This is a genomic window from Caballeronia sp. LZ028 (assembly GCF_031451415.1).
Classification (GTDB): Bacteria; Pseudomonadota; Gammaproteobacteria; order Burkholderiales; family Burkholderiaceae; genus Caballeronia; species Caballeronia zhejiangensis.
This window is the reverse complement of record NZ_JARUXN010000003.1, coordinates 56,421-79,921: the sequence shown is the minus strand read 5'-3', so window position 1 is coordinate 79,921 and position 23,501 is coordinate 56,421. Positions and strand designations below refer to the sequence as shown.

The 23,501-nt window shown below is 64.6% G+C and carries 21 protein-coding genes; 10 read left to right on the top strand and 11 right to left on the bottom strand.

Annotation, left to right across the window (positions count from 1 at the left end; all coding sequences use genetic code 11):
• The first annotated feature begins 248 nt into the window (after positions 1 to 248).
• From QCE58_RS17945 to QCE58_RS17925, 5 genes are all read left to right on the top strand, one after another.
• Complete coding sequence (locus tag QCE58_RS17945; protein ID WP_175982058.1) at positions 249 to 1,394, top strand: porin; 1,146 nt, start codon at positions 249 to 251, stop codon at positions 1,392 to 1,394.
• 185 nt (positions 1,395 to 1,579) lie between these two features.
• Positions 1,580 to 2,242 (top strand): response regulator transcription factor, encoded by a 663-nt coding sequence (locus tag QCE58_RS17940; RefSeq protein ID WP_008347261.1) that lies wholly within the window; start codon positions 1,580 to 1,582, stop codon positions 2,240 to 2,242.
• A complete protein-coding gene (locus tag QCE58_RS17935) occupies positions 2,239 to 3,522 on the top strand; it encodes an ATP-binding protein (protein WP_250522140.1) in 1,284 nt (427 codons plus the stop codon). The genes QCE58_RS17940 and QCE58_RS17935 overlap by 4 nt, the downstream gene beginning before the upstream one ends.
• A gap of 125 nt (positions 3,523 to 3,647) precedes the next feature.
• Positions 3,648 to 4,016 (top strand): hypothetical protein, encoded by a 369-nt coding sequence (locus tag QCE58_RS17930; protein ID WP_250522139.1) that lies wholly within the window; start codon positions 3,648 to 3,650, stop codon positions 4,014 to 4,016.
• A gap of 260 nt (positions 4,017 to 4,276) precedes the next feature.
• On the top strand, positions 4,277 to 6,640 hold the full coding sequence (locus tag QCE58_RS17925; RefSeq protein WP_250522138.1) for a filamentous hemagglutinin N-terminal domain-containing protein: 2,364 nt from the start codon (positions 4,277 to 4,279) through the stop codon (positions 6,638 to 6,640).
• A 20-nt stretch (positions 6,641 to 6,660) separates the two neighbouring features.
• Here the strand turns inward: QCE58_RS17925 and QCE58_RS17920 are convergent, their stop codons facing one another.
• Positions 6,661 to 8,436, bottom strand: a complete 1,776-nt coding sequence (locus tag QCE58_RS17920; RefSeq protein WP_250522137.1) for a ShlB/FhaC/HecB family hemolysin secretion/activation protein — start codon at positions 8,434 to 8,436, stop codon at positions 6,661 to 6,663.
• Between the two features lie 281 nt (positions 8,437 to 8,717).
• On the opposite strand from QCE58_RS17920, the gene QCE58_RS17915 reads away from it, so the two are divergent.
• The gene (locus tag QCE58_RS17915; RefSeq protein ID WP_008347252.1) at positions 8,718 to 11,108 is read left to right on the top strand and encodes an ATP-binding protein; all 2,391 of its coding nucleotides are present in this window, start codon (positions 8,718 to 8,720) and stop codon (positions 11,106 to 11,108) included.
• A gap of 64 nt (positions 11,109 to 11,172) precedes the next feature.
• Here QCE58_RS17915 and QCE58_RS17910 read toward each other — a convergent pair whose 3' ends face one another.
• Complete coding sequence (locus tag QCE58_RS17910; RefSeq protein ID WP_008347250.1) at positions 11,173 to 12,330, bottom strand: porin; 1,158 nt, start codon at positions 12,328 to 12,330, stop codon at positions 11,173 to 11,175.
• 839 nt (positions 12,331 to 13,169) lie between these two features.
• On the opposite strand from QCE58_RS17910, the gene QCE58_RS17905 reads away from it, so the two are divergent.
• Entirely contained in the window at positions 13,170 to 13,481 is a 312-nt protein-coding gene (locus tag QCE58_RS17905; RefSeq protein WP_075583514.1) for a hypothetical protein, read from the top strand.
• A gap of 25 nt (positions 13,482 to 13,506) precedes the next feature.
• Here QCE58_RS17905 and QCE58_RS17900 read toward each other — a convergent pair whose 3' ends face one another.
• The 5 genes from QCE58_RS17900 to QCE58_RS17880 all read right to left on the bottom strand — a co-directional run bounded on the left by QCE58_RS17900 (position 13,507) and on the right by QCE58_RS17880 (position 17,955).
• The gene (locus tag QCE58_RS17900; protein ID WP_008347246.1) at positions 13,507 to 13,767 is read right to left on the bottom strand and encodes a hypothetical protein; all 261 of its coding nucleotides are present in this window, start codon (positions 13,765 to 13,767) and stop codon (positions 13,507 to 13,509) included.
• Between the two features lie 68 nt (positions 13,768 to 13,835).
• On the bottom strand, positions 13,836 to 14,225 hold the full coding sequence (locus QCE58_RS17895; RefSeq protein WP_008347245.1) for a hypothetical protein: 390 nt from the start codon (positions 14,223 to 14,225) through the stop codon (positions 13,836 to 13,838).
• A gap of 133 nt (positions 14,226 to 14,358) precedes the next feature.
• The gene (locus QCE58_RS17890) at positions 14,359 to 15,798 is read right to left on the bottom strand and encodes an MFS transporter (protein ID WP_250458081.1); all 1,440 of its coding nucleotides are present in this window, start codon (positions 15,796 to 15,798) and stop codon (positions 14,359 to 14,361) included.
• A 59-nt stretch (positions 15,799 to 15,857) separates the two neighbouring features.
• Positions 15,858 to 17,006, bottom strand: coding sequence for a CaiB/BaiF CoA-transferase family protein (locus tag QCE58_RS17885; RefSeq protein ID WP_008347241.1), 1,149 nt, complete (start codon positions 17,004 to 17,006; stop codon positions 15,858 to 15,860).
• A 7-nt stretch (positions 17,007 to 17,013) separates the two neighbouring features.
• Positions 17,014 to 17,955 (bottom strand): hydroxymethylglutaryl-CoA lyase, encoded by a 942-nt coding sequence (locus QCE58_RS17880; protein ID WP_008347239.1) that lies wholly within the window; start codon positions 17,953 to 17,955, stop codon positions 17,014 to 17,016.
• Between the two features lie 118 nt (positions 17,956 to 18,073).
• Here QCE58_RS17880 and QCE58_RS17875 point away from each other — a divergent pair, with 118 nt between their 5' ends.
• A complete protein-coding gene (locus QCE58_RS17875) occupies positions 18,074 to 18,976 on the top strand; it encodes a LysR family transcriptional regulator (RefSeq protein ID WP_175982065.1) in 903 nt (300 codons plus the stop codon).
• Here the strand turns inward: QCE58_RS17875 and QCE58_RS17870 are convergent.
• Both QCE58_RS17870 and QCE58_RS17865 read right to left on the bottom strand, forming a co-directional pair.
• A complete protein-coding gene (locus QCE58_RS17870) occupies positions 18,973 to 19,311 on the bottom strand; it encodes a cupin domain-containing protein (protein WP_008347234.1) in 339 nt (112 codons plus the stop codon). The two genes, QCE58_RS17875 and QCE58_RS17870, sit on opposite strands and share 4 nt — an antisense overlap.
• Positions 19,312 to 19,378: 67 nt before the next feature.
• Complete coding sequence (locus QCE58_RS17865) at positions 19,379 to 19,654, bottom strand: hypothetical protein (RefSeq protein WP_250522136.1); 276 nt, start codon at positions 19,652 to 19,654, stop codon at positions 19,379 to 19,381.
• A gap of 137 nt (positions 19,655 to 19,791) precedes the next feature.
• Between QCE58_RS17865 and QCE58_RS17860 the strand changes: the two genes are divergently transcribed.
• Positions 19,792 to 20,847 carry a DMT family transporter gene (locus tag QCE58_RS17860; protein WP_250522135.1) on the top strand — a complete coding sequence of 352 codons (1,056 nt, stop codon included), beginning with the start codon at positions 19,792 to 19,794 and terminating at the stop codon, positions 20,845 to 20,847.
• Here QCE58_RS17860 and QCE58_RS17855 read toward each other — a convergent pair.
• On the bottom strand, positions 20,844 to 22,232 hold the full coding sequence (locus tag QCE58_RS17855) for an FAD-binding oxidoreductase (RefSeq protein ID WP_008347229.1): 1,389 nt from the start codon (positions 22,230 to 22,232) through the stop codon (positions 20,844 to 20,846). The two genes, QCE58_RS17860 and QCE58_RS17855, sit on opposite strands and share 4 nt — an antisense overlap.
• A 97-nt stretch (positions 22,233 to 22,329) precedes the next feature.
• Here QCE58_RS17855 and QCE58_RS17850 point away from each other — a divergent pair, with 97 nt between their 5' ends.
• Positions 22,330 to 22,608, top strand: coding sequence for a hypothetical protein (locus QCE58_RS17850; protein ID WP_250522134.1), 279 nt, complete (start codon positions 22,330 to 22,332; stop codon positions 22,606 to 22,608).
• A 1-nt stretch (position 22,609) separates the two neighbouring features.
• Here QCE58_RS17850 and QCE58_RS17845 read toward each other — a convergent pair whose 3' ends face one another.
• Positions 22,610 to 23,482: a LysR family transcriptional regulator gene (locus QCE58_RS17845; protein ID WP_008347225.1), complete on the bottom strand. Its 873-nt coding sequence runs from the start codon at positions 23,480 to 23,482 to the stop codon at positions 22,610 to 22,612.
• Positions 23,483 to 23,501: the final 19 nt, after the last annotated feature.

The following is a 23,501-nucleotide window of genomic DNA, read 5'->3' as shown; positions in this document are numbered from 1 at the left end:
CGCCCGGCCGCCGGGAAATCGGACGACCGCTGCGACAAGGCAACGCATTTGCGGGCCATTCTTTCGTGCCTCGCGCTGCAACGACAAGCGAAGAATTCGCTGGAAAAACATTCAAAAAACTCGCGCTCGCTGTTCGACTAAATCCTTTTGCGGCGTCCCTTTAATCGCGCACAATCCGTCGCTCGCCGTCCTCGCCGAGCCTCATGGCTAGGACTTCTTGACGAATAAGTAAAAGACTTGAGACTTTCATGAGAATCAAAGTAATCGCCCTCGCCTCGCTCGCCTGTATCGTGACTTCAGCTCATGCTCAAAGCAGTGTCACGCTGTTTGGCGTCCTCGATGAAGGCTTCGACTACACGAGCAATGTCGGCGGGAATCGTGTCTATGAGCTGACGAGCGGCTATGCGTCGGGAAGCCGCTGGGGCCTGCGCGGCGTCGAAGATCTGGGCGGCGGCACGAAGGCCGTGTTCCAGCTCGAAAGCGGCATCAATTTGAGCAACGGCGCGGCGGGCCAGGGCGGACGCATGTTCGGGCGGCAGGCCTACGTCGGCGTCACCGATAACCGTCTCGGCTCGGTCACGCTCGGCCGTCAGTACGATTCGGTGGTCGACTATCTCGCGCCGACGACGGCCAACGGCAACTTCGCCGGCTATCTCTTCGCGCATCCGTTCGACAACGACAACACCGACAACTCGTTCCGCGTGAACAACACGGTCAAGTACGCGAGCCCGTCGTTCGGCGGCTTCAGGTTCGGCGGCACGTACAGCTTCAGCAACGACACGAACTTCGCGAACAACCGGCAGTACAGCATCGGCGCGTCGTATGCGAACAGCGGCCTTCTGATCGGCGCGGCTTACTTGCGCGCGGATGGCGTCGGCATGAACGCGAACGGCGCAATCGCCACGAACGACGCGAGCTTCATCGCGCAGCGCATGCAGATTTTCGGCGCGGGCGTGAACTACACGTTCGGCAAGGCGACGGCGGGCTTCGCGTACACGAACTCGAGTTATCGCGATCCGGTGACGAACGGCTATATCGGCGGGTCGCTGGCATCGGCGGGCAACACGCTCAACAACCTGCGCTATCAGAACTTCGAAGTGAACGGGAAGTATCAGTTCACGCCGGCGTTCTTCGTTGGCGGTCAGTACGTCTATTCGATGGAGACGTACGACTCGACCGCCGGCACCGTGAAGCCGCACATCCATTCGGCCGGTCTGATGGCGGATTACTTCCTCTCCAAGCGCACCGATGTGTACGTGCAGGGCGTCTATCAGAAGATCGCGGGCAGTTCGACCGGTTCGGTGATGGATCAGGCGTTCATTCCCGGCACGCAGGGTGTGTCGTCGAATTCGGAGCAGTTCGTCGCGCGCGTCGCGTTGCGGCACGCGTTCTGACGGTCGAATCGATGAAATCGCTGTCCGCGTATTAAACGCGGACAGAAAATTCCTAAGCATTTCCTAAGCTTTCGTCTTCTAATCTTGCGGCTTTCCCGAACGCCAAGACGCCGCAAGATGAATCACACGCTCGCCCCAGCCCCCGCGCGCCGCCGTCGGACGCCATGACTGCCCGGAGACACGCCATGAGGGTATTGCTCGTCGAAGACGATCGCATGATCGGCGAATCGGTTCAGAACGAACTGCGCGACGGCGGCTACGCGGTCGACTGGGTGCGCGACGGCAAGCTCGCGCTCACGACGCTCAACACGCACGTCTACGACGCGATCCTGCTCGACCTCGGCTTGCCCGGCGCCGATGGCTTCGCGGTGCTGCGCGCCGTGCGCAGCGGGGCGAATCACGTGCCGCTCATCATCGTCACCGCGCGCGATTCCGTCGATGAACGCATTCGCGGACTCGACGAAGGCGCCGACGATTACCTCATCAAGCCCTTCGACATCTCCGAGCTCAAAGCGCGCATGCGCGCGGTGATCCGCCGCCGCGGCGGGCAGGCCGCGCCGATCATGTCGAACGGCGTGCTCACGCTCGATCCGGCCACGCGCGAAGCCACGTCCGGCGATATCGCGATCCGACTTTCCAGCCGCGAATTCGCGCTGCTGCAAGCGCTGATGATCCGCCCCGGCGCGATTCTCTCGCGCGCGGAAATCGAAGACCGCATCTACGGCTGGAACGAGGAAGTGGAAAGCAACGCCGTCGAATTCCTGATCCATTCGCTGCGCAAGAAGCTCGGCGCCACGGCCATCAAGAACGTGCGCGGCGTCGGCTGGATGGTCTCTAAGCAGCCATGACGCGTTCGCTTCAGTTCAGGCTGTCGGCCTGGCTGTCGGCGCTGATCGTCGCGATCGCGGCGGCGGGCGGCGTCATCGCGTTCCAGACGGCTTTCCACGAGGCCAACGAATTGCAGGACGGCCAGTTGAAGCAGGTCGCCGCGCTCGTCACGCCGCGCACGCTCGCGACGATGCAGCGTGAAGCGCTCGGCCGCGTCGACGGCGCGGATCCTGAGTCGAAGCTCGTCATCCAGACGATCGGCGAGCGAGCGCCGCTGCCGGTCGCGTCCGATCTGCGCGACGGCCTGCAGAACGCCATCGTCCAAGGCACGCGCTGGCGACTCGTCGTGAAGACGCTCGATGACGGCACGCGCGTCGTGATCGGCCAGCAGACGGCGGGCCGCGACGAGATCGCCCGCAACGGCGCGCTCGCCACCGTGATGCCCTTCGCCGCGCTCGCGCTCGTGCTGCTCGCGGCGCTGCATCTGATCGTGCGCCGCATGTTCCGGCCGTTGAGCGCGCTGTCGGCGAGCCTCGACACACGGCCCGAACACGATCTCTCCGCGCTTTCCCGCGACGCGCTGCCGAGCGAGATCGCGCCCTTCGTCGTCGCGATCAACCGGCTGCTCGCGCGCGTGGAGGCGTCGGTGGCGCTGCAGCGCCGCTTCGTCGCCGATGCCGCGCATGAACTGCGCTCGCCGCTGACCGCGCTGTCGCTGCAGGCCGAGCGCCTCGACGCCGCCGAGTTGCCCGACAGCGCGCGCGAACGGCTCGACGCGCTGCGGCGCGGCCTTGCGCGCACGCGCTCGCTGCTGCATCAACTGTTGACGCTCGCGCGCCTGCAGCAACGCACCGACGCCGATACCGCGCGTTTGCGCGTGCAGGACGTCTTCCGCAATGTTCTCGAAGATCTGATGCCGCTCGCGGAGGCGAAGGACATCGACATCGGCGTATCGACGAGCGACGACGTGTTCATCCACGCGCCGCAAGCCGATCTCACCATCATGGTGAAAAATCTCGTCGACAACGCGATTCGCTATACGCCGGCGGCCGGCCGCGTCGATCTCGCGGCGGGCGTTTCGAATGCGCGGCCGTGGATTCGCGTGGCGGACAGCGGGCCGGGCATCGCGCCCGAGGAACGCGCGCGCGTCTTCGATCCGTTCTATCGCGTGCTCGGCGGCGACGCGGACGGCTCGGGCCTCGGGCTCTCGATCGTCGGCACGATCGCGGCGCGCATCGGCGCGACGATCGAACTCGCGGATGCCGCGCCGCGCGGGCTCGTCGTGACCGTCACGATCTGAAGGCGTCGGCTGCCTGAAGCGACATGCACGACGCGCCGGACCATACGCGCCCGCGCGTGTCCGGCGCACGCGCGGCGTGCTATCGTCGATGCGTCATTCCGACGTGGCATTCCGATGCCGCCATCATGAGTCAAGTGCGCTATCCCCTCGGCCCCGATGACCGCGTGCATCTGCTCTGCTGGCTCACGTGCGGATTGCTCGGCGCGTACTACATCGAAGGCGATTGGCCGGATACGTCGTTTCAGGTGCGCGCCGCGCATCGCTGGCTCGACCGGCATCATCGCGCGGCCGACTGGATCGAGACCGCGCGGCTTTCGGTGGCGGCGCACGCGCTCGCCGCGCGCTTCTCGACGATGCTTGACGCCGACGCCTCGCGCAGCGACATCGAACGCATTCTCGAAGGCGAGGATCTCGACTACGAAAGCGTCCTCGTGCAGCGCATCTATCACGAGTGCTGGATCGAGTTGTCGAGCGGACGAAAGCCGTCGCAGTAACGCGTTCCTCCGATCAATTTCCGTGCCGCGCCGCGCGCGTGCCTTGGCGCGTCTCGCGCGCGGGCACGGACATTTTTTTGCGCTGGCGGAATGTGCGGAACCCCACATTGGCGCTCAGGGCGCGGCGATACCATCGGCGCGCCTGCTCGCACGTCGATGTTCGCGCCTCCCGCCGATGTCCCCAATCGCCGGGCTGAAAAGCGGCTACACCGTCAGCGGCCAAAAACGATGACAACAATCGACACCGACTGGAGGTCGCCATGCAGCGCAGCATTCGTCCGCTTGTTTCTCAAACCGCGATTCGTCGTGCGCGCCTGCGCCCGCTCGCGATCCTCGTGCCGATCGTCGCGGGCCTGACTTGCGCGAGCATCGCCGATGCCGCGCCGCCGCTGCCCGCCGGCGGCCAGTTCGTCGCGGGCAGCGGCGCGATCAGCGGCGGCGGCACCGGTTCGACGCTCACCATCAATCAGACGACGACGCGCGGTGTCATCGACTGGAACAGCTTTTCCATCGGCAGCGGAAGGCAGGTCACGTTCAACAACGGCAGCGGCGCGACGCTCAATCGCGTGACCGGCGGCAATGCTTCGGTCATTCTCGGCCAGCTCAACGCGACGGGCAGCGTGTATCTCGTCAATCCGCAGGGCGTGCTGGTCGGGCCGGGCGGCGTCGTCGCGACGGGCGGGCGCTTCGTTGCGTCGGCGCTCGACATCGGCAACGATGCGTTCATGCAGGGCGGCCCGCTCACGCTTTCGGGCGGCGGCAACGGCATGGTCATCAATCTGGGCACGATCGGATCGAGCGGCGGCGACGTGTTCCTCGTGTCGCGCACGGCGGCGGTGAATGGCGGCAGCATCAACGCGCCGCAGGGCACGGTCGAAATCGCGAGCGGCAATCAGGTGCTTCTGCAGGATTCATCCGGTGGACAGCAGGTTTTCGTGCAGACTGGCAGCGGCGGCACGGCGATGAACGGCGGCGTGATTCGGGCGGCGCAGGCGAGTCTCCAAGCCGCCGATGGCAACGTGTACGCGCTCGCCGGCAACAGCAGCGCGATCCGCGCGACCGGCACCGCGACGCGCGATGGCCACGTCTGGCTCGTCGCCGATCAGGGCGCGGTCCACGCGAACGGCACGCTCGCCGCGACGAACGCAGACGGCAGCGGCGGCACGGTCGAAACGCGCGCGAATACGCTCGATGTCGCGGGCGCGAACGTGACGGCGCGTACATGGAAACTCGGCGCGCCGTCGTTCACCGTCGATCAGGCGAACGCGGATTCCCTCGCGCGCGGCCTTGCCAACGGCACATCGGTGGATGTCGAAGCGAGCACCGGCGATCTGAACGTCGGCGGCAACGTCCAGTGGAACGGCAACGCGTCGCTGACGCTCGGCGCGGCGCACAGCGTGGCCATCGGCGCGGGCGCGACCATCGGCAACACGGGCAACGGCAATCTCACGCTGCGCGCGGATTCGGGCGGCATCGACAACGGCGGCGGCGTGGCGAACGGCGGCACGATCGACTGGTCGAAGAGCGGCGGCATCGTCAGCGCGCTTTACGACATGAACGGCAGCTATGCGCCGGGCACGCTGCTCACGAACAGCGGATGGACCGCCGCGCCGTACAGCGGCGTGCGCACGCAGGCGACCGCGTACCGGCTCGTGAACAATCTCGCGGATCTCTCGAACGTGACGCAGGATCTCGCGGGCAACTACGCGCTCGGCAAGGATATCGACGCGAGCGCGACGTCGTATCCGAACTATTTCACGGCGATCGGCTCGAAGACGACGCCGTTCACCGGACAGTTCGACGGCTTCGGCCACACGATCGACAGGCTCGCGTCGACGCCCAATCTCAACGACGACCGTCAGGGCCTGTTCGGCGTGATCGGCGCGAACGGCGTCGTGCGCGATCTGAATCTCACGAACTCGAGCACGGGCGGCTACGCGTCGGGCGCGTACGGTTTGCTCGCGGGCCAGAACGACGGCCTCGTCACGTACGTCAACACGACGGGCGGCGTCGGACAGAACGGCTTCGGCGGCGCGGGCGCGGGCGGGCTCGTCGGCGTGAACAACGGGATCATCGAGCGCTCGTCGAGCACGGCGGATGTCGGCTATCAGATTCCTGCGGGCGGGCTCGTCGGCGTGAATAACGGCACCATCGTGCAGTCGTATGCGACCGGCACGACGTACGCCGGAAATCACGGCCAGACCGCCGGGCTCGTCGCGTACAACAACGGACTGATCACGCAGTCGTATGCGACGGGCGGCGTGGGCGGCTTCGGCGGCGGCGGGCTCGTGTTCGACAACGGCGCGACGGGTGTCATCAACGAGTCCTTCGCCGTGGGGCAAGTCGGCGGCGGCGGGCCTCCGGGCGACGCATACGGCGGTATCGCGGCGTACAACGAGGGCGCGATTCACAACAACGTCTACTGGAACAAGGAGACGACGATCCGCACGAGCGCGGCCGGTTCGAACTCGGGCACGACGCCGCCGGACTCGAACGGGCTCACGACCGCGCAGATGAGCAATGCGTCGAATTTCCTCGATTGGGGCATTCCGTCGGGCGGCGTCTGGGCGATGCCTACCGGCGCGACGCATCCCGTTTTGCAGTGGCAGCAGGCGCAGCCTTGAGGGGCGTGCCGAGCGGATCGTCAGCTTCCGATCACGAGGAATATCTCCCCCACCGGCGCCTTCGATCCGTTCGGCACGACCGCCTTCAACGGAAACCCATACGTTCCGCGAAAGCTGACGAACCTTCCGACCTGCACACGCACGCCCACACCGACGCTCGCCAGCGAAGCATTGTTCACTTCGCCGAATTCCGCGATGCGATTCCACACGTGACCCGCATCGAAGAACACGAACGGCTGCATCGCCGCCAATCCCGCGCGTCCCGCGCTTCCCGCCGATATCGCCGGCGCACGCAATTCGGTTTGCAGGTTCCATCCGCGATCGCCCTGCGCGGAATACGGCTCGTAGCCGCGCACGGTGGCATCGCCGCCGAGTCCGAGTTCCTCGCTCGGCAATAGCGTGCTGCCCGTCCACTGCAACAATCCGCGCGCCGATATCGAGAATCCCGACTTGCCGAGCGGCATGTCACGCTGCGCCGACAACTGCATGTACTGATAGCGCGGCTTCGCGCCGAGACGAGCGGCATCGTAGGCTTCGTCGTTGCTGTTGCTGTCGAAGTAACCGGGACTCGCGAAGAGCGCTGCGTTCAGATGCGTATCGCCCGATGCATCGCTATTCGAAAGATCGTAGGCGATCACGAACTGATGGATATGCGTGTTCGCATTGAACACCTGAAAGCCGCCGAACTCGAGATCGTTGTTCGAGCGCTTGAAGTCGTAGCCGAGTTGCACTTGCTGTTGCCACGAGCCCGCATTGTCGAGCGGCGGCAGACGCCAGTCGTAACGAAAACTGAGCTGCGCGCTGAGACCCGTTTGTCCGTAACTGTCGGGCAAACGCGGCGTGCTCTGCGCGAACACGCCGAACAACTCGATGCGATCGAGCCACGGCAACGGCGCAACGGCATTGAACGCGTGCGCGATGTAGCGCGGACGATCAGGCCGCCCTTCGATATCCGGATTGCCGCTCAACAGATCGTTACTCGCGGTCATCTGATAGCCGATGCGCGCATCGACGCCGAACAGATTGCCGTAATCGAATCCCGCGAGAATGCGATCGCGGCCGAGGTCGCGCACGCCGTCGTTGTTATAGCCGCCGTAAATGCGGAACGGAAAGCGGTCTTCGGTTTGCAGCACGACGTCGGTCGTATCGGGCGCGGTGCCGGGCGCATAAATCACGTCCACGCGCCGATACGGATTCGCGTTGAGCAACGCGAGTCCCGCGGCGACATCGGCTTCGCGGATCGGCTCGCCGCGCGCGAGCGGCATCTCGCGCGCGAGCAGCGCATCGGAGAAATGGCGGTTGCCCTTCGGCATCACGCGCCCCGCGCGAAACTCCGCGATGGCGATCTTCACGACGCCATTGCTCACGTCCTGCTCGGGCACGTACACATCGACGAGCGGCTGGCCCGCCGCGCGATAACGTTGCACGACGGCGCGCCGGATTTCCGCGAGACGCGCGAAGGTCAGCGGCTTGTGGAGATCGGCGGAGAAGCTGTCGAGAAAATCGGGCGTGAGAAAAGGCGCGCCCGCCGATGTTATCGCGCCGTTCGCGCCCGATTGCGTCGCATCTGATGTAGCATCCGCACGCACGAACGCGATGCCGCGCAGATCCTGAAGCGCGATTCTGTGCGAGTCGTCGCTCGGCTCGGGCGGCGACGGCGACGCGCGCGGACGCTGCTCGGCGGGCGGCGCAATCGGCGCGACATCGCGATACGACTGCGCGGCGGCGTCGCGTTCGGCAACGATGCAGGCGATCGCGGTCGATAGCACCGTCGCCGCGACGCGTGTGCGGTTCAAATCATGTCTCCTCGGCGCCGGCCGCGTAGGTTGGCCCCGCATGTTATCAGCGCACGGAGCGGAACGTTTCATGCGTCGGGCGCGCATGACCGGTCGCGAGAGAAAGATGCTCGCACCGTACCTGTTAGCGTCGCGAACGCGCGTAGAACTGACTCGACGTGAACGGCCGAGCCAGTAGAAAACACCGCAGCGACATTGGCCTTTCTTCCGACCGCGCAACGCATCTATGATTCGGAGATGATCGGCGCGATGAGCAGCCGAACCGCATTGTCAGGACGAGGATGGACAAAACCTCCAACGCAGAAATCACCGATTCCGCTTCGCTCGATGCATCGGTCTACGCGCAATGCGCGCGCGAGCCGATCCACATTCCCGGCGGCATTCAGCCTCACGGCGTGCTCTTCAGCGTCGACGCGCATTGCCACATCCTGCAGGCGAGCGCCAACGTCGCGCAGCTCGCGCACATCGCGCCCGAAGCGTGTCTCGGCCGCGCGCTCTCGACGGTGCTCGGCCAGCACGCGGCCGAACGTGCGAGCGCGGGACTGAAGCAACTCACGCGCGACGGCGCGGCGATCCACGTCGGCAACGTCGTGCTCGACGGATGGACGCCGGACGGTCCCGTCGCGATCGTCGTGCATCGGCATGACGGGCTGTTGTTCGTCGAAGTGGAGCCGGCGCGCGACACCGCCGACGTCTTCTCGACGATGTATCCGCTCGTGCGCTCCTTCGTGAGCGATGTCCAATCGATGCACACCGTCGAGCAGATTTGCCAGTTCGCCGCGAACGAGATCGCGCGCATCACGGGTTTCGGCCGCACGCTCGTCTATCAGTTCGACGAGGAAGGCAACGGCAACGTGCTCGCGGAAAGCGTCGAGCCGGGCTATCCGTCGTATCTGAAGCAGCACTTTCCGGCATCGGACATTCCCGCGCAGGCGCGCGAGCTGTATCGCAAGAATCGCATTCGGCTCATATCGAACGCGAACTACGAAGCCGCGCCGCTCGTGCCCGCGCTGCATCCGGCGACGGGCCGCCCGACCGACCTCACGTACGCGTCCTTGCGCAGCGTGTCGCCCGTGCATCTGCAATACATGCGCAACATGGGCACGCTCGCGTCGATGTCCATGTCGATTCTCGTCGACGACAAGCTCTGGGGCCTCATTTCCTGTCATCACGCGACGCCGCGTCTGCCGCCGTTCGAAGTCCGCACCGCGTGCGAGCACGTCGCGCAGATCGTCTCGCTGCAGATCGAAGCGCGGGAGACGCAGGCCGAAGCGCATTACCGGCTCGAACTGCGCCGCATGCTTTCGAAGCTGCTGTCGTCGATGGCGAACACAGACAGCTTCGTCGAAGCGCTCGTCAGCGACGCCTCCGATCTGCTCGGCTTCACGCGCTCGTCGGGCGCGGCGGTGATTTTCGAAGGACGCACGTCGCTCATCGGCGTGACGCCGAGCGCGCACAGCGTCACGGCGCTCGTCGACTGGCTCGACAATCAGAGCGAGGACGTCGTGATGTCCGACCGCGCTTCGCAGGATTGCCCCGCGCTCGCGGATTCGCCCGAAGTCGCGGGCTTTCTCGCGGTGTCGATCTCGAAGATCTACCGCAATTACGTGATCTGGTTTCGCCGCGAAGTCGTGCAGACGATCGAATGGGCGGGCGATCCGCGCGCGAAGCTGACGGGCCTCGCCGCGTCGCTTTCGCCGCGCGTGAGCTTCGATACCTGGACCGATGTCGTGCGCGGCCGCTCGCTGCCGTGGCGACCCGCCGAGCGCGAGATCGCGCTGGAATTTCGCGCCGCCGTGCTCGGCATCGTGTTGCGGCGCGCGGAGGAAATTGCGCAGCTCGCGACGGAACTCGGGCGCGCGAATCACGAACTCGAAGGATTTTCATACACGGTGTCGCACGATCTGCGCGCGCCGCTGCGGCATATCGTGAGTTTCGCGGACCTGCTAAAGCAGATGGACGGCGAAAAGCTGTCGGAGCGCGGGCGCGGCTATCTGGAGCGCATCGTGACGTCGGCGCGTTTCGGCGGGCGTCTCGTCGATGATCTGCTGTCGTTCGCGCAACTCGGCCGCGCGGCGCTGCGTCCGCACACGGTCGACGTCCACGCGCTGGTGCATACGGTGATTCAGAACGATATCGACGAACAATCGTCCGCACGCGTGCATTGGAAGGTGGACGCGTTGCCGCGCGTCGAAGCGGATCACGTGTTTCTGCATGTCGCGTTCGCGAACGTGATGTCGAACGCGGTGAAGTTCAGCGCGCAACGCGAAGAGCCGACGATCGAGGTCGGCGCGCACGATGGCGTCGGCGAGCTGATCGGGCATGTCGTCTATTTCGTGCGCGACAACGGCATCGGTTTCGATATGCGTTATGTCGACAAGCTCTTCGGCGTGTTCCAGCGTCTGCACGTCAACGAGAAGTTCGACGGCACCGGCATCGGGCTCGCGAACGTGCGGCGCATCATCGAGCGGCATGGCGGCAAGGCATGGGCGGAAGGCGCGCCCGATGGCGGGGCGACCTTCTATATGGCGCTGCCGAAGCAGTTCCGCCCCGAAAGCGGCGTGCGGCGCGATACGGCCGCGACCGCGCTGGCGCGGCTCGCCGCGGGCACGGGCGGCGCGGGGCACGACATCGGCCAGCTCATCAAACGTTCGGAGCAGGACAAGAAGTAACGCGCAATGCAAAACGGCCGCGATCTTGTGGATCGCGGCCGTTCTTTTCCCTACGACGCTGCGCTTAGAAGCGGTGACGCAGGCCCACGGTCGCCGCGACCTGATTCTGCGTCGACGACGGCGACAGCGTGTTGATCATCGCGACGTTGGCGCCCGCATTGCCCAGCTCGCCCGACGCATGCTGGTACACGCCTTCGACGTACACATCGGTGCGCTTCGAGAGCGAGTAGTCAGCCTGCAGCGAAACGGTGTGCCACTTCGGATCGCCCGAGCCGTTCGCGCCCGTCACCTTGCCGTCCGTGTACGTGTACGCGGCGTCGAGGCTCAATGCCGGCGTCACGAGATAGCGGCCGTTCAGCTCGAAGTTGTTCATGTGCAGGTTCGAGTTGCCCGGCAGCGCGAACGTCGTGCCGCCTTGCGATGCGGCGAGCAGGTTGTCGTAGTGCGTGTTGGTCCACACGAAGCCGACCGTCGCCGGGCCGTACGTGTAGTTCACGCCCGCGCCGAACGTGCGCTGCAGTTCAGCCGTCAGATTCGCGTTGTTGCCCTGACCCGCCGACACCGCGCCGCCCGTGTTCGCGTTGTTGCGCGAGTTGTTCGTCTGCAAGTAGGCCGCGGCGAAGTTCAGCGGGCCGTTGCCGTACGACGCGCCGGCGCTCCATGCGCGGTTGTTCGCGAACTGGCCTGCGTCGTTCGAGAAGCCATACAGGCCGCCGAACTTGAAGCCCGCGTAATTCGCGCTCTGATACTTCACCGAATTGCGGATCGAGAACGAGTGATCGAGATTGTCGTTGTCGAACGGATGCGCCGTCAGGTTATTGCCATAGCCCGCGCCTGCTTCGGCGAGCGGCGACAGATAATCGACCATCGAATCATATTGACGGCCGAGCGTGATCGTACCGAATTGATCGTGCTGAAGGCCGACATATGCCTGACGGTTGAACATCGTGCTGTTTTCGGTATAGCGGCCGTTATTGAGGTTGAAGCCGCTCTCCAGCTTGAAGAGCGCGTGCAACCCGCCGCCGAGATCTTCACTGCCTTTCAGGCCGAAGTAAGTATCCGAAACCGCGCCGCTGCCTTGCTGCCAATTGTTATGGCCACCGGCGTTGTTCGTATAGACGAGACCGGCATCCAGCGTGCCGTACAACGTGACGCTGCTCTGAGCGTGGGCTGCTGCTGCGAAGGTGCCGAGAATGCCCGCGATGAGAAGGGTTTTTTTCATGGTTCTCTGTGTCCTGTTTAATGCGAAAGCTTCCAGGGACTGAAAGAGCCCGGGAAACTGGGACACACTGTATGCGACGGGCGCTTGAATGTGACCGCGTATCCGGCGCAATAATCATTTGCTGATTCTGCGAACCGGCGTGCGGATCCCTTCATAATCTTTTAAGGTCAAGTGCTTAGCGGCGATTCGGAGCTCAGATAATCCAATTGGCTGTTGCACATCGACGACGTTATTACTGCGCATTCTGGAGAAGTCCATTGCGTCGCATGCGGTTTATAGCGGCCGAGGCGTTTTGCTAAGCTTCCCGGGTCTGAAGATCTCCACGCAGATATCTCGAGGACACGGAGCGGTTTCGCGAGAGGGAGCCGCTCCGTTTTTATTCCCGACGCGGCGATTAATCCGAGCGCTTTAGACGGTCTCAGAACAGCGGCCGTCGAAATCACTCAGTTACCCGAAGTACCCGAACGATTTTCCCGATTCTCGATGCCGACCGTAAAGGTTACGCGCCCACCGCGAACGGAACGAATCGCATTTAGATGAATCGAATCAACGAGTAACGCGATATGTTTCTCTAAATATCTCGACGTTTTGAAAATTTTGCGCGAGATAGACGGGCAAATCAGGCGACGAAATTACGTCCTGTGACGGCAAATTTCGGAAATTCGCGAACAAGTTCTTCACTAAATGTAACCGTCGCGCAAACGTTTGCTACCGTACAGAACGGGACCGGGCGTTCTGCTCGTTTCATTTCGAAACAATCTGAAGGAGCTTGAATCGCCTCTGCGGAACGCTGCTTGCTTTAATAGAGGCCTCTGTAAAATCTAGCCGGATATAGCCACATGAAAAGAAGCGCCAATGCCACGACCGTCCCAGCATTTCGACAGCGGCGGCCCGCTCAGCTCGCTGAACGCGAGCTTCTGCATCTGGAAATGATTCTCTCGAGTGTCGTCGAAGGGAACTCGGCATCCGATCGCCTTCCCGCCAGCTATTGGGATATGCGGATTTCGCAACTGGACGCGGAGTACGACCTCGTCCCGTCGCAAAGTCAGCGTGTAGCATCGCTTCAACGCAAACTCGCGTTACTCGACAACGCGCTCGCCACCGCTGCCGACGCGCAGGAAGGGCAACAGAACCGGCGCGTCGCTGCCTGATCCGGGTTCGTCGCGCGGCGCTAATTTATAGTGCCGCCCGCACCCATTCGTCGACCAGCGTGCGCGCCTGCGTGTGCGCGCTCATCAGCGCGTCCTCGGCGGATGCGAAATTCGAATAGCGTGTGTTCTCGATCAGGAGTGGCGAGAACGCAGTGACCGGCCTTCCCGAACGGCTGATCGTCACGATCGCCAGATAGCGCAATTCGCCCGGCGGCGGCACGAGCCGGCTGCTCGTTTCGATCGCGACTTCGAGCACGAAGCCCTTGTGGTTGTACGACCGTATCATCCGGACACCCCGTACGCGCCGTGGATATGGCGTGCTTCCAGCATGAGATATACCCGTTCGAAGCGCTGCTACTTCGCGCGTCGAAGCGCCGTGCGCGCGATGTCAGCGGCGAGATCGGCGCGCAGTTCGGCCCATTTGCCGAGCAGCGTGGCGTCGTCGGTGAAGAAGTAAGGCGCGTGCGTCCAATGGGCGACCTTTCCGCCCGCGACGGCCAACTCGAAGATACGCATGTCCTGGTCATCGCTGACGCCTGCGCTCACGAGTTCGCGAAACGATCGAATATCGTGCAGCGAGACGTTCTGTATGCCGACGCCGTGCACCACCGCCATCACCGTCTTGCCGATGCGCCAAGCGGCCTCGCGGCTATCGGCGAGCACGAAAGCGACGCTTTCCAGAGGCGTCTCGAACTTCAGCCGATACAGCCGCGCCCTGCATTGTTCACTGAGTTGCGTGTTCATTTGACTGAAGCCCGCGTCGCTCGCCTGGAGCGACGCGCAGCAGGAATTGATCCCGCTTCAGCATAGGATGCCGCGACCCCGAACGTATGTCCGATTGCACTGCGTTTCGAACGCACGCGCGCGCGTCACCTCATCACCGGTTCAGCTCCTCGAGCCGCAGCCCGTTGGTCTTCGGACCGAACAGGCCGATTGCCAGCGCCACGAGCAGCATGCAAACCGTAATGCCGATGAACACGCCCGGCACGCCGAAATCCTTCAGCAGCGACGCGATGATGAAGCCCGACATCATCGCGCCCGCGCGGCTCGCCGAGTAGACGATTCCGCTCGCCCGGCAGCGCACGGCCGTGGGAAAAAGCTCGGTCTGATACGCGTGATAGCAGACCGAGATCGTCTGGCCGGCGAGCGAGATCAGCACGCCGAGCGCGATGAGCGCAACGGGCGATTTCATCTGCCCGAACGCGAGACCGCTCGCGATCACGACGAGCGCACCGCCGACGATCAGATACTTCCGCTGCACGCGGTCGGCGTAGAACATCGCGAAGAGCGGTCCGAGCGGCAGCGCGAACGCGATGATGAACGAATACAGCAGGCTCTTCGTCACGGTGATGCCCTGTCCGATCAGGAGCGTCGGCACCCAGTTCGCGAAGCCGTAGTACCCGATCGCCTGACAGAAGTTGAAGACGATGAGCATCACGAGACGCGAGCGATACGGCGCGACGAACAGCTCGCCGAGCGACGCCCGCCGATGCGCCGGCTGCTCGACGACAGGCGCGGGCGGCGGCAATGCGGCGCCCGATTCGCGCTCGACCACGCGCTCGATGTCGCCGACGACGCGTTCGCTCTCCTCGAGCCGGCCATGCATCGCGAGCCAGCGCGGGCTTTCCGGCACCGCGCGCCGGATGAACCACACGATCACCGCGCCGACCGAACCCGCGAGCACGACGACGCGCCATCCATCGAGACCGAACACGGTTTCCGGCACGAGCCAGTATGAAAGCAGCGCGGCGACGGGCGCCGCCGCGAACATCACCATCTGATTGAAGGCCATCGCGCGGCCGCGCATGTGCTGCGGCACGAGTTCCGTCACGTAACTGTCGATCGTAATGATTTCGATGCCCACCCCGATGCCCGTCACGAAGCGCCAGAAGATCACGCCTTCGGGGCTCGTCTGGAACGCCATGATCGCGGAGCCGATCGAGTACCACAGCAGCGAGAACGTGAACACGCTGCGCCGCCCGTAGCGGTCCGGCAGCCAGCCGAAGAAGAACGTGCCGATGAACAAGCCCGCGAACGTCGCCGCGATGAATCCCGCAATGCCGGTGAAGCCGAAGAACGCATGCGTCGTCGTCTGCAAAAGTCCGCTCTTCGCCATGCCCGGCGCGATATAGCCGGTGAAGATCAGATCGTAGATTTCGAAAAAGCCGCCGAGCGAGATGAGCAACACGAGCATCCAGAGATGCCGCGTGATCGGCAGTCGATCCATGCGCGCGGAGATTTGCGCGCCGGGCGTCGTGGCGACGCGAACGTCGGGCGTTGCGAGCGGCTCGGCGACCGCGCTGAAAGTGGGCTGCATTGTCCTGTCTCCTGTGTTGGCGACGGCGCGTGTTTTTTATATGCGCCTGTCGCAATGCCTCATGCCGTGACGCGTTTCGTCAGTTGCCCGAGCACTTCGTCCGTGTGCTCGCCGACGCGCGCGAGCGGCTGCCGCACGCCGGGGCGGCGTCCGCCCATCGTGAGCGGGAGCAAAACCACGTCGGTCGTGCCGCCGTCGTCGGTCTGCATCGGCACGAGTCCGCCGCTCGCTTTCAGATGCGGATCGTCGAGCAACTGTTCGGGGCGCATGATCGGCGCGTAGGGAATGCCGGCCGCTTCGAGCTTCGGCGCGAGCTCGTGGGCGCGGTGATCCGCGAGAATCTCGCCGAGCCGCGCGAGCAATTGCGGCCGCACCGCGACGCGCATCGCATTGGTCGCGAACTCGGGCGCCTGCGCGAGATCGGGACGTTCGAGCACATCGCAAAGCGTAACGAATTGCTTGTCGCTCACCGCGCCGATGAACAACTGCTCGCCTTCGGCCAGCGTGAATACGTCGTACACGCTCCATGCCGATACGCGCGACGGCATCGGCGGCGGCGCTTCGCGCGTCATCGCGTATTGCTGCATGTGTTGCGCGGAGAGAAACACGCAGTTCTCGAAGAGCGCGCTCTGCACTTCCTGGCCGCGTCCGGTGAGATCGCGTTCGCGCAGCGCGGCGAGCACGCCGATCGCGCCGAACATGCCGCCCATGATGTCGTTCACCGACGTTCCCGCGCGCAGCGGCCTGCCCGCCGGACCGGTCATGTAGGCGAGGCCGCCCATCATCTGCACGACTTCATCGAGCGCGAGACGCTTCTCGTACGGCCCCGGCAAAAAGCCCTTGTGCGACACGTAGATCAGTTTCGGATGCGCCTTCGACAAGGTTTCGTAGTCGAGACCGAGCTTCGTCATGAGGCCGGGGCGGAAATTTTCGAGCAGCACATCGCATGCGCCGATCAGTTCGAGCGCGCTGTCACGCCCTTCTTCCGTGTTGATGTCGATGACGACGCTCTTCTTGTTCCGATTGAACGAGCGAAAGAAGCCGATGCCGAGACCCGGCAGATTGCGCGTCTTGTCGCCGCCGGGCGGCTCGATCTTGATGACTTCCGCGCCGAGATCCGCGAGGATCATGCCGCAGGTCGGGCCCATCACCATATGCGTGAACTCGATCACGCGCACGCCTTCGAGCGGCAGGGTTGAATGACTCATGACGTCCTCAGGCTTCGATTGCAGTTTTCGATTCGTGATTGACCGGCAAGCCCGCGAGCGCGAGCGCGCCGTGCAGCGTTTCGCCGTCGAGCCAGCGCGCGAGTTTCGCGCGCACGTCCAGCAACGCTGAAATATCGATGCCGGTCTCGATGCCCATATCGGCGAGCATGAACGCGAGGTCTTCGCTCGACGCGTTGCCGCTCGCGCCCGGCGCATGCGGACAGCCGCCGATGCCCGCGAGCGTCGCATCGAAACGCGCGACGCCGGTTTCGAGCGCGGCGTAGACATTGGCGAGCGCGAGGCCGCGCGTGTCGTGAAAGTGGCCGCACCAGAAGCGCTCGCCGGCGATGTCGCGCGCCTTCTCGAAGAGCTCGCGCACCGCACGCGGACCGGCGTATCCAACCGTATCGGCAATGCTCACGCGGTCCGCGCCCGCATCGAGCAGCGCCTGCATGTAGCGCAGCACATCGGCGTGATCGACGCGGCCCTGAATCGTGCAGCCGAACGCCGTGCCGATGCCGCCCTCGATCAGCGTCTTCGCGCCCGACGCATCGCGCGCCGCACGCATGCGCGCGACTTCATCGACGACTTCCTCGGGCGTCTTGCGCAGATTGGCGAGACTGTGCGCGCGGCTCGCGGAAAGCGGCACGAGCATCAGATCGGCGTGCGCTTCGATGGCGCGCTCCGCGCCTTTCAGATTCGGCACGAGCACCGAAACCAGCAGGCCCGGCAGCGTCGTTGCGTAGGCGACGAGTTCGGCGGTATCGGCGAGTTGCGGCAGAAGGCGCGCGGGCACGAACGAACCGACTTCGATTTCGCGCTGACCGGCGGCGTAGGCATCGCCGATCCATTCGATCTTGCGTTCGGTCGGCACGATTGTGCGAATGCTCTGCAGGCCGTCGCGCAGGCCGACTTCGCGGATTACGGCGTTCTGCGGGAACGCGGGCATGGCTTTGTCTCCGGTCTTATGTGTATGGTCTCGACTTTAGAGATTCCGCAAATGGCCTAAAAGCGGTAATTTGGAAAGCTCATGCTTCCCGTTCGGAACGTCAGAGGAATCCAGTCACATGCGCGATATCGATCTGAAAACGCTGCGTCTCTTCGTGACGGTCTGCGAGCACCAGAACATCGCGCGCGCGGCGCACGAGGCGCATATCGAACCATCCGCGATCAGCAAGCGCATCGCGCAACTGGAAACATCGCTCGGCGTGCCGTTGTTGTCGCGCTCGCGGCGCGGCGTCGAACCGACGCCCGCGGGCATCGCGCTGCTCGAACACGCGCGCAGCGTGCTGTTCACGATGGAACGCATCGCCAACGACGTCGCCGCGTTCGGCGGCGGTCTCATGGGGCGCGTGAGCATTTGCGCGTCGGCATCGGCGATTGCGGAAGCGTTGCTCGACGATATCGCGTCGTTCATGCGCGAGCCGTCCAACAAGAACATCAAGGTCGATGTCGAAGAACGGCTATCGAACGATCTCGTGCGGCAGTTGCGCGAAGGCGTGGCGTCGGTGGGCGTGTGCTGGGACAGCGTCGATCTGCACGGGCTGCAACATCGCGCTTATCGGCACGACCGGCTCGCGCTCGCGGTGCCGGCGGATCATCCGTTCGCGAAGCGGCGTTCGGTGAGCTTCGAGGAATCGCTGGAATTCGAGCACGTCGGTCTGCCGCCCGCGACCGCCGTGCATACGATGCTCCAGCGCGCGGCGGCGCAAGCGGGCAAGTCGATGTCGTATCGCGTGATCGTGTCGAGTTTCGATGCGGCGTTTCGCGTCGTCGCGGCGGGGCTCGGCATCAGCGTCGTGCCGATGGAAGTCGCCGGAACGTATCGGCAGGCGCTCGGCATCGAAGCCGTGCCGCTCTCCGATGCGTTCGCGAAGCGCCGCTTCGTCGTATGTTTTCGCGACTTCGAGGCGTTGCAGCCGGCCGCGAGGCGGCTCGTCGAGCATCTCGAAACGCGTGCGGCGCGTTAGGCGGGCGCGTCGCAGAACACGGTTTGCGTGTCCTTTTTCTCGATCGTCAGATTCACCGAACGCGCGCCGCCCGGGCGCGTGCAATGCGGCTTGCCCGCGGGCACGGTCAGCAATTGCCCGGCGCGCAATTCGACGGCGCCTTCCTCGAACTCGATGACGAGCGTGCCTTCGACCGCCACGAAAGTCTCGTCGGAGTTCGGATGAAAGTGCCATCGATACGGCGCGTCCATCACGCTGATATGGACGTCGTGATCGTTGACGTTCGCGATGACGCGATTCATGTAGCCATCGCGCGCGGCATCGGCGATGGCTGCGTAGTCGATTGTGCTGTTCATCGTTTCAGGCTAACGCCGCGCGCGAATCGGCACAAACGAATCGTTTTGACTTTCATGTGAGCGCGATTCACACGCCTGCCGTGTTCGCGTGCCCCATGATCGCCGAGATATTGCCGATGGCCGGTTGCGCGTACCGCACCGGCGGCGCATCGGGCGGCAGCGGCGCGGGGCCGGAATCCGTCGCGTGCGCATAGACCGGCAGCGGCGGCGCACTCTGCACGCTCGATGCGACCGGGAACACCGGCCCGCCCACAATGCCCACGCCGATGAACGGATGCGCCTGCGCCACCGTCACGAGGCCAAGGAGTTTCACGCCCACCATCACATGTCGGATCGTCTTCATTTCTCGTCTCCCTCGCTGCGTTGTTCGTCGATGGAGGCATTCTGCGCGGCGAAAATGAGCAAAGAATGAGAGCGCGCGGGCGTCAGACCATGTGAACTACACTTTCGAGACGTCACGATGCGTTCCACGGTCCCTTCATGCAAAGCCGATTCACCGCGATTCTCGTCGCCCTCACCGCGGCCGCGCTCTTTGGCGCGACCACGCCCATCGCAAAAGCGCTGCTCGGCCCGATGCCGCCGTTCATGGTCGCGGGCCTGTTCTATCTCGGCAGCGGCGTCGGCCTCGGCGCGATTCTGCTCGCGCGCGGAATCTGGCGCGAAAAAACCGAAGGCATGCGCGCTCGGGAAATCGCATGGCTGTGCGGCGCGATCGCGTTCGGCGGCGTCGCCGGGCCGGCCTTGCTGATGCTGGGCCTGACCAGCACGCCCGCCGCGACGAGCTCGCTCTTGCTCAATCTCGAAGGCGTGCTGACGGCGGCGATCGCGTGGATCGTCTTTCGGGAAAACGTCGATGTATCCGTGTTTCTCGGCATGGCCGCGATCGTCGCGGGCGGCGTCGTGCTCGCGTGGGAACCGGGCGCCGCCCATGCGACGACCGGCGCGATCCTGATCGCCCTGGCGTGCCTGTGCTGGGCCATCGACAACAATCTGACGCGCAAGATCTCGACCGCCGACGCAATGGTCATCGCCTGCGCGAAAGGGCTCGTCGCGGGCGCGACGAATCTCGGCATCGCATTCGGGATGGGCGCGCACTTGCCCGCGCCGCCTATCGTCATCGCCGCGATGGCGACGGGCTTCGGCGGCTACGGCGTGAGCCTCGTGCTGTTCGTGATCGCGTTACGGCATCTCGGAACGGCGCGCACCGGCGCGTACTTCTCGGTCGCGCCGGTGTTCGGCGTCGCGCTCTCCCTCGCGATCTGGCCGCAAACGCCGGGCATGCCGTTCTGGATCGCCGCCGCGCTGATGACGCTCGGCGTGTGGCTGCACGTACGCGAACGGCACGAGCACGAGCACACGCACGAGCGCCTGGAACATACGCATCGGCATGTGCATGACGAGCATCATCGGCATACGCACGACTTTCCGTATTCCGGCGACGAACCGCACACGCATCCGCACGCGCATCTGCCGATCACGCACTCGCACGCGCACTTCCCCGACATTCACCACCGGCATTCGCACAAGCGCGGCTAGAACACCTTGCCGGGATTGAGCAGGCCGTGCGGATCGAGCGATGCCTTGATCGCGCGCATCGCCGCGATATCGGCTGCGCGGCGCGCGAGATGAAGATATTCGCGCTTCTTCACGCCGATGCCATGCTCCGCCGAAATCGATCCTTCGAACTCGCGCGTGACGTCGTAAATGACGGCATCGACATCGTCGTGATCCTGCTTTCCCCGTCCGGGAATATCCACGACGATGTGAATGTTGCCGTCGCCGAGATGGCCGTAGGTCATCACGATGGCGCCCGGCCAGCGCGCGCGCAGACGCGCTTCGCATTGCGCGGCCGCATCGCCGACTTGCGCGATCGAAAAGCTCACGTCGTACGCCGCGTAGTTCGGGATGAAGCGATCGTATTCGCCGGGCGCATCGCGGATCGCCCAGAAATCGCGCGCGTGCGCTTCGTTCGATGCAATGGCCGCGTCCGTCACGATGCCCGCTTCGAGCATGCCGCCGAGAAATTCCTCGAACGCTTCGCCGTGCCGCGCGGGATCGGTGCCGACGCTTTCCAGCAGCACGTAGAACGGATGCGCATCGGCGAGCGGCGCGCGCAGGTTTTTCAGATTCGCGATGACCGTATCGTGATAGCCGGCCCACATCACTTCGAACGCGGACACGCCCGGCGCGAGGCTCGCCTGCGCGCGCGTGAGCAGCGTCGTCACCGCGGCGAAATCGGGCAGGCCGCACCATGCGGTCGCGGTCGCCGTGGGCTTTGGACGCAAGCGCAGCACGACCCGCGTGATGATGGCGAGCGTGCCTTCGCTGCCGATCAGAAGATGGCGCAAGTCGTAACCGCTGTTGTTCTTGATCATCTTGTTGAGCCCGCCGACGATCTCGCCGCTCGCGAGCACCGCTTCGACGCCGAGCACCTGATCGCGCATCATCCCGTACTTGATGACGCGGTTGCCGCCCGCGTTCGTCGCGAGATTGCCGCCGATGGAACAACTGCCGCGCGCGCCGAGATCGAGCGGAAAGTAGAAGCCCGCCGCGCTCGCCGCTTCCTGCACGACTTGCAGCGGCGTGCCGGCTTCGACGGTCATCGTCCCCGAGATTGCGTCGATCTCGACGATGCGGTTCATGCGGTCGAGACTCAGGCTCACTTCGCCGCCGAGCAGATTCGCGCCGCCGACGAGTCCGGTCAATCCGCCTTGCGTGACGACCGGCTGCTTGTGCGCCGAGCAGATGGCGAGCGCCTGCGCGACTTCATTCGTATCGCGCGGACGGATGATCGCGAGCGGCGTCGCGCCGGGCATGCCGCTCCAGTCGGCGACGCGCCGGTCGCCGAATTCGTCGGGCAGCGCCACGACCTGTGCGCCGAGCGCTTCACGCAATGCCATCACTGCTTCGCTTACTGCCATGCGTCGTCTCCTTCGTTGTTTCGGTTCGGTATCGGATGCGATAGTTTGAACCAAAACGCGCGAGAATTATTGGCAACGATTCGGGAGAAACGCGACGATGGAACGGGCAGACTACGAAAGCGCGCTGGCACAACTGGTCGGCGCGGCGCAACTGGTTGCGTCGGGCGCGGATAAAGATCGGCGCGCGCAGGCGTTCGAGATGCTGGCGTTTTATCGGCTGCGTCAGGGACGAATCGGGGAAGCGGGCGCGCTCGTCACGTCGAACGACGAGCTTTTCAAGGACACGGCGATCGCCGCGCTCACGATGGCGGGCCGCAAGGAATTTTTCGCCGCCGCCGCGTTGCTCGAACAGGCGCGCGGACTGTTGACGAACTGAACTACGCAAGCGCGAGGAAATTGCGCACCACCGCCGATGGATCGTCGCGCCGCGACGCCAGCGCGAGCCGCGCGCGCAAGCCTCGCGCGACGATCGGACGGTAGACGACGCCCGCGACGCGCACCTGCGTGATCGCCTTCGGCACGATCGATATGCCGAGCCCCGCCGCCACGAGCGTCACCGCCGACGCCATCTGCGGCGCGGGTTGCGCGAGACGCGGCTCGAAACCCGCCGCGGCGCATGCGGCAACGATGTCGTCGAACAGCGTGCCGCCCGCCGCGCGCGGCACTTGCACGAAGGGTTCGTCGATCAGTTCCGCCAACTCGATGCGCCGGCGCGAAGCCAGCCGATGACCGACAGGCAAGGCGACGAACATCGGCTCGTCGTCCCAGTCATGCTGCTGCACGACGTCCGCGACGCGACGCTCCGGACGAACGATGGCGACATCGAGCTGCCCCGCTTCGATCTCGTCCAGCAGCACGCCGGAAGCGGCTTCGTGCAGCGTCAGTTCCGCATCGGGATACGCTTCGCGAAATTTGCGGATCAGCGCCGACACGCGCTCGTTGAACGCCGCCGTGCCCGTGAACCCGACGCGCAAATGTCCGGTTTCACCCCGCGCCGCGCGTTGGGCCGCTCGCGCTGCGCGTTGCGCGTCGTCGAGCACGCGGCGCGCTTCGTCGGCGAACACGCGTCCGGCCAGCGTCAGTTCCGCGCCGCGCGCGGTGCGCTTGAACAACACGACATCGAGTTCCTGCTCCAGCGCTTTCACTTGCTGGGAAAGAGGCGGCTGGCCGATGCCGAGCATCTCGGCGGCCTTCGTGAAATTCGCGGTTTCGGCCACGGCCAGGAAATAACGCAGATGCCGAAGCTCCATTTTCTTTTTCCTTTTGCAT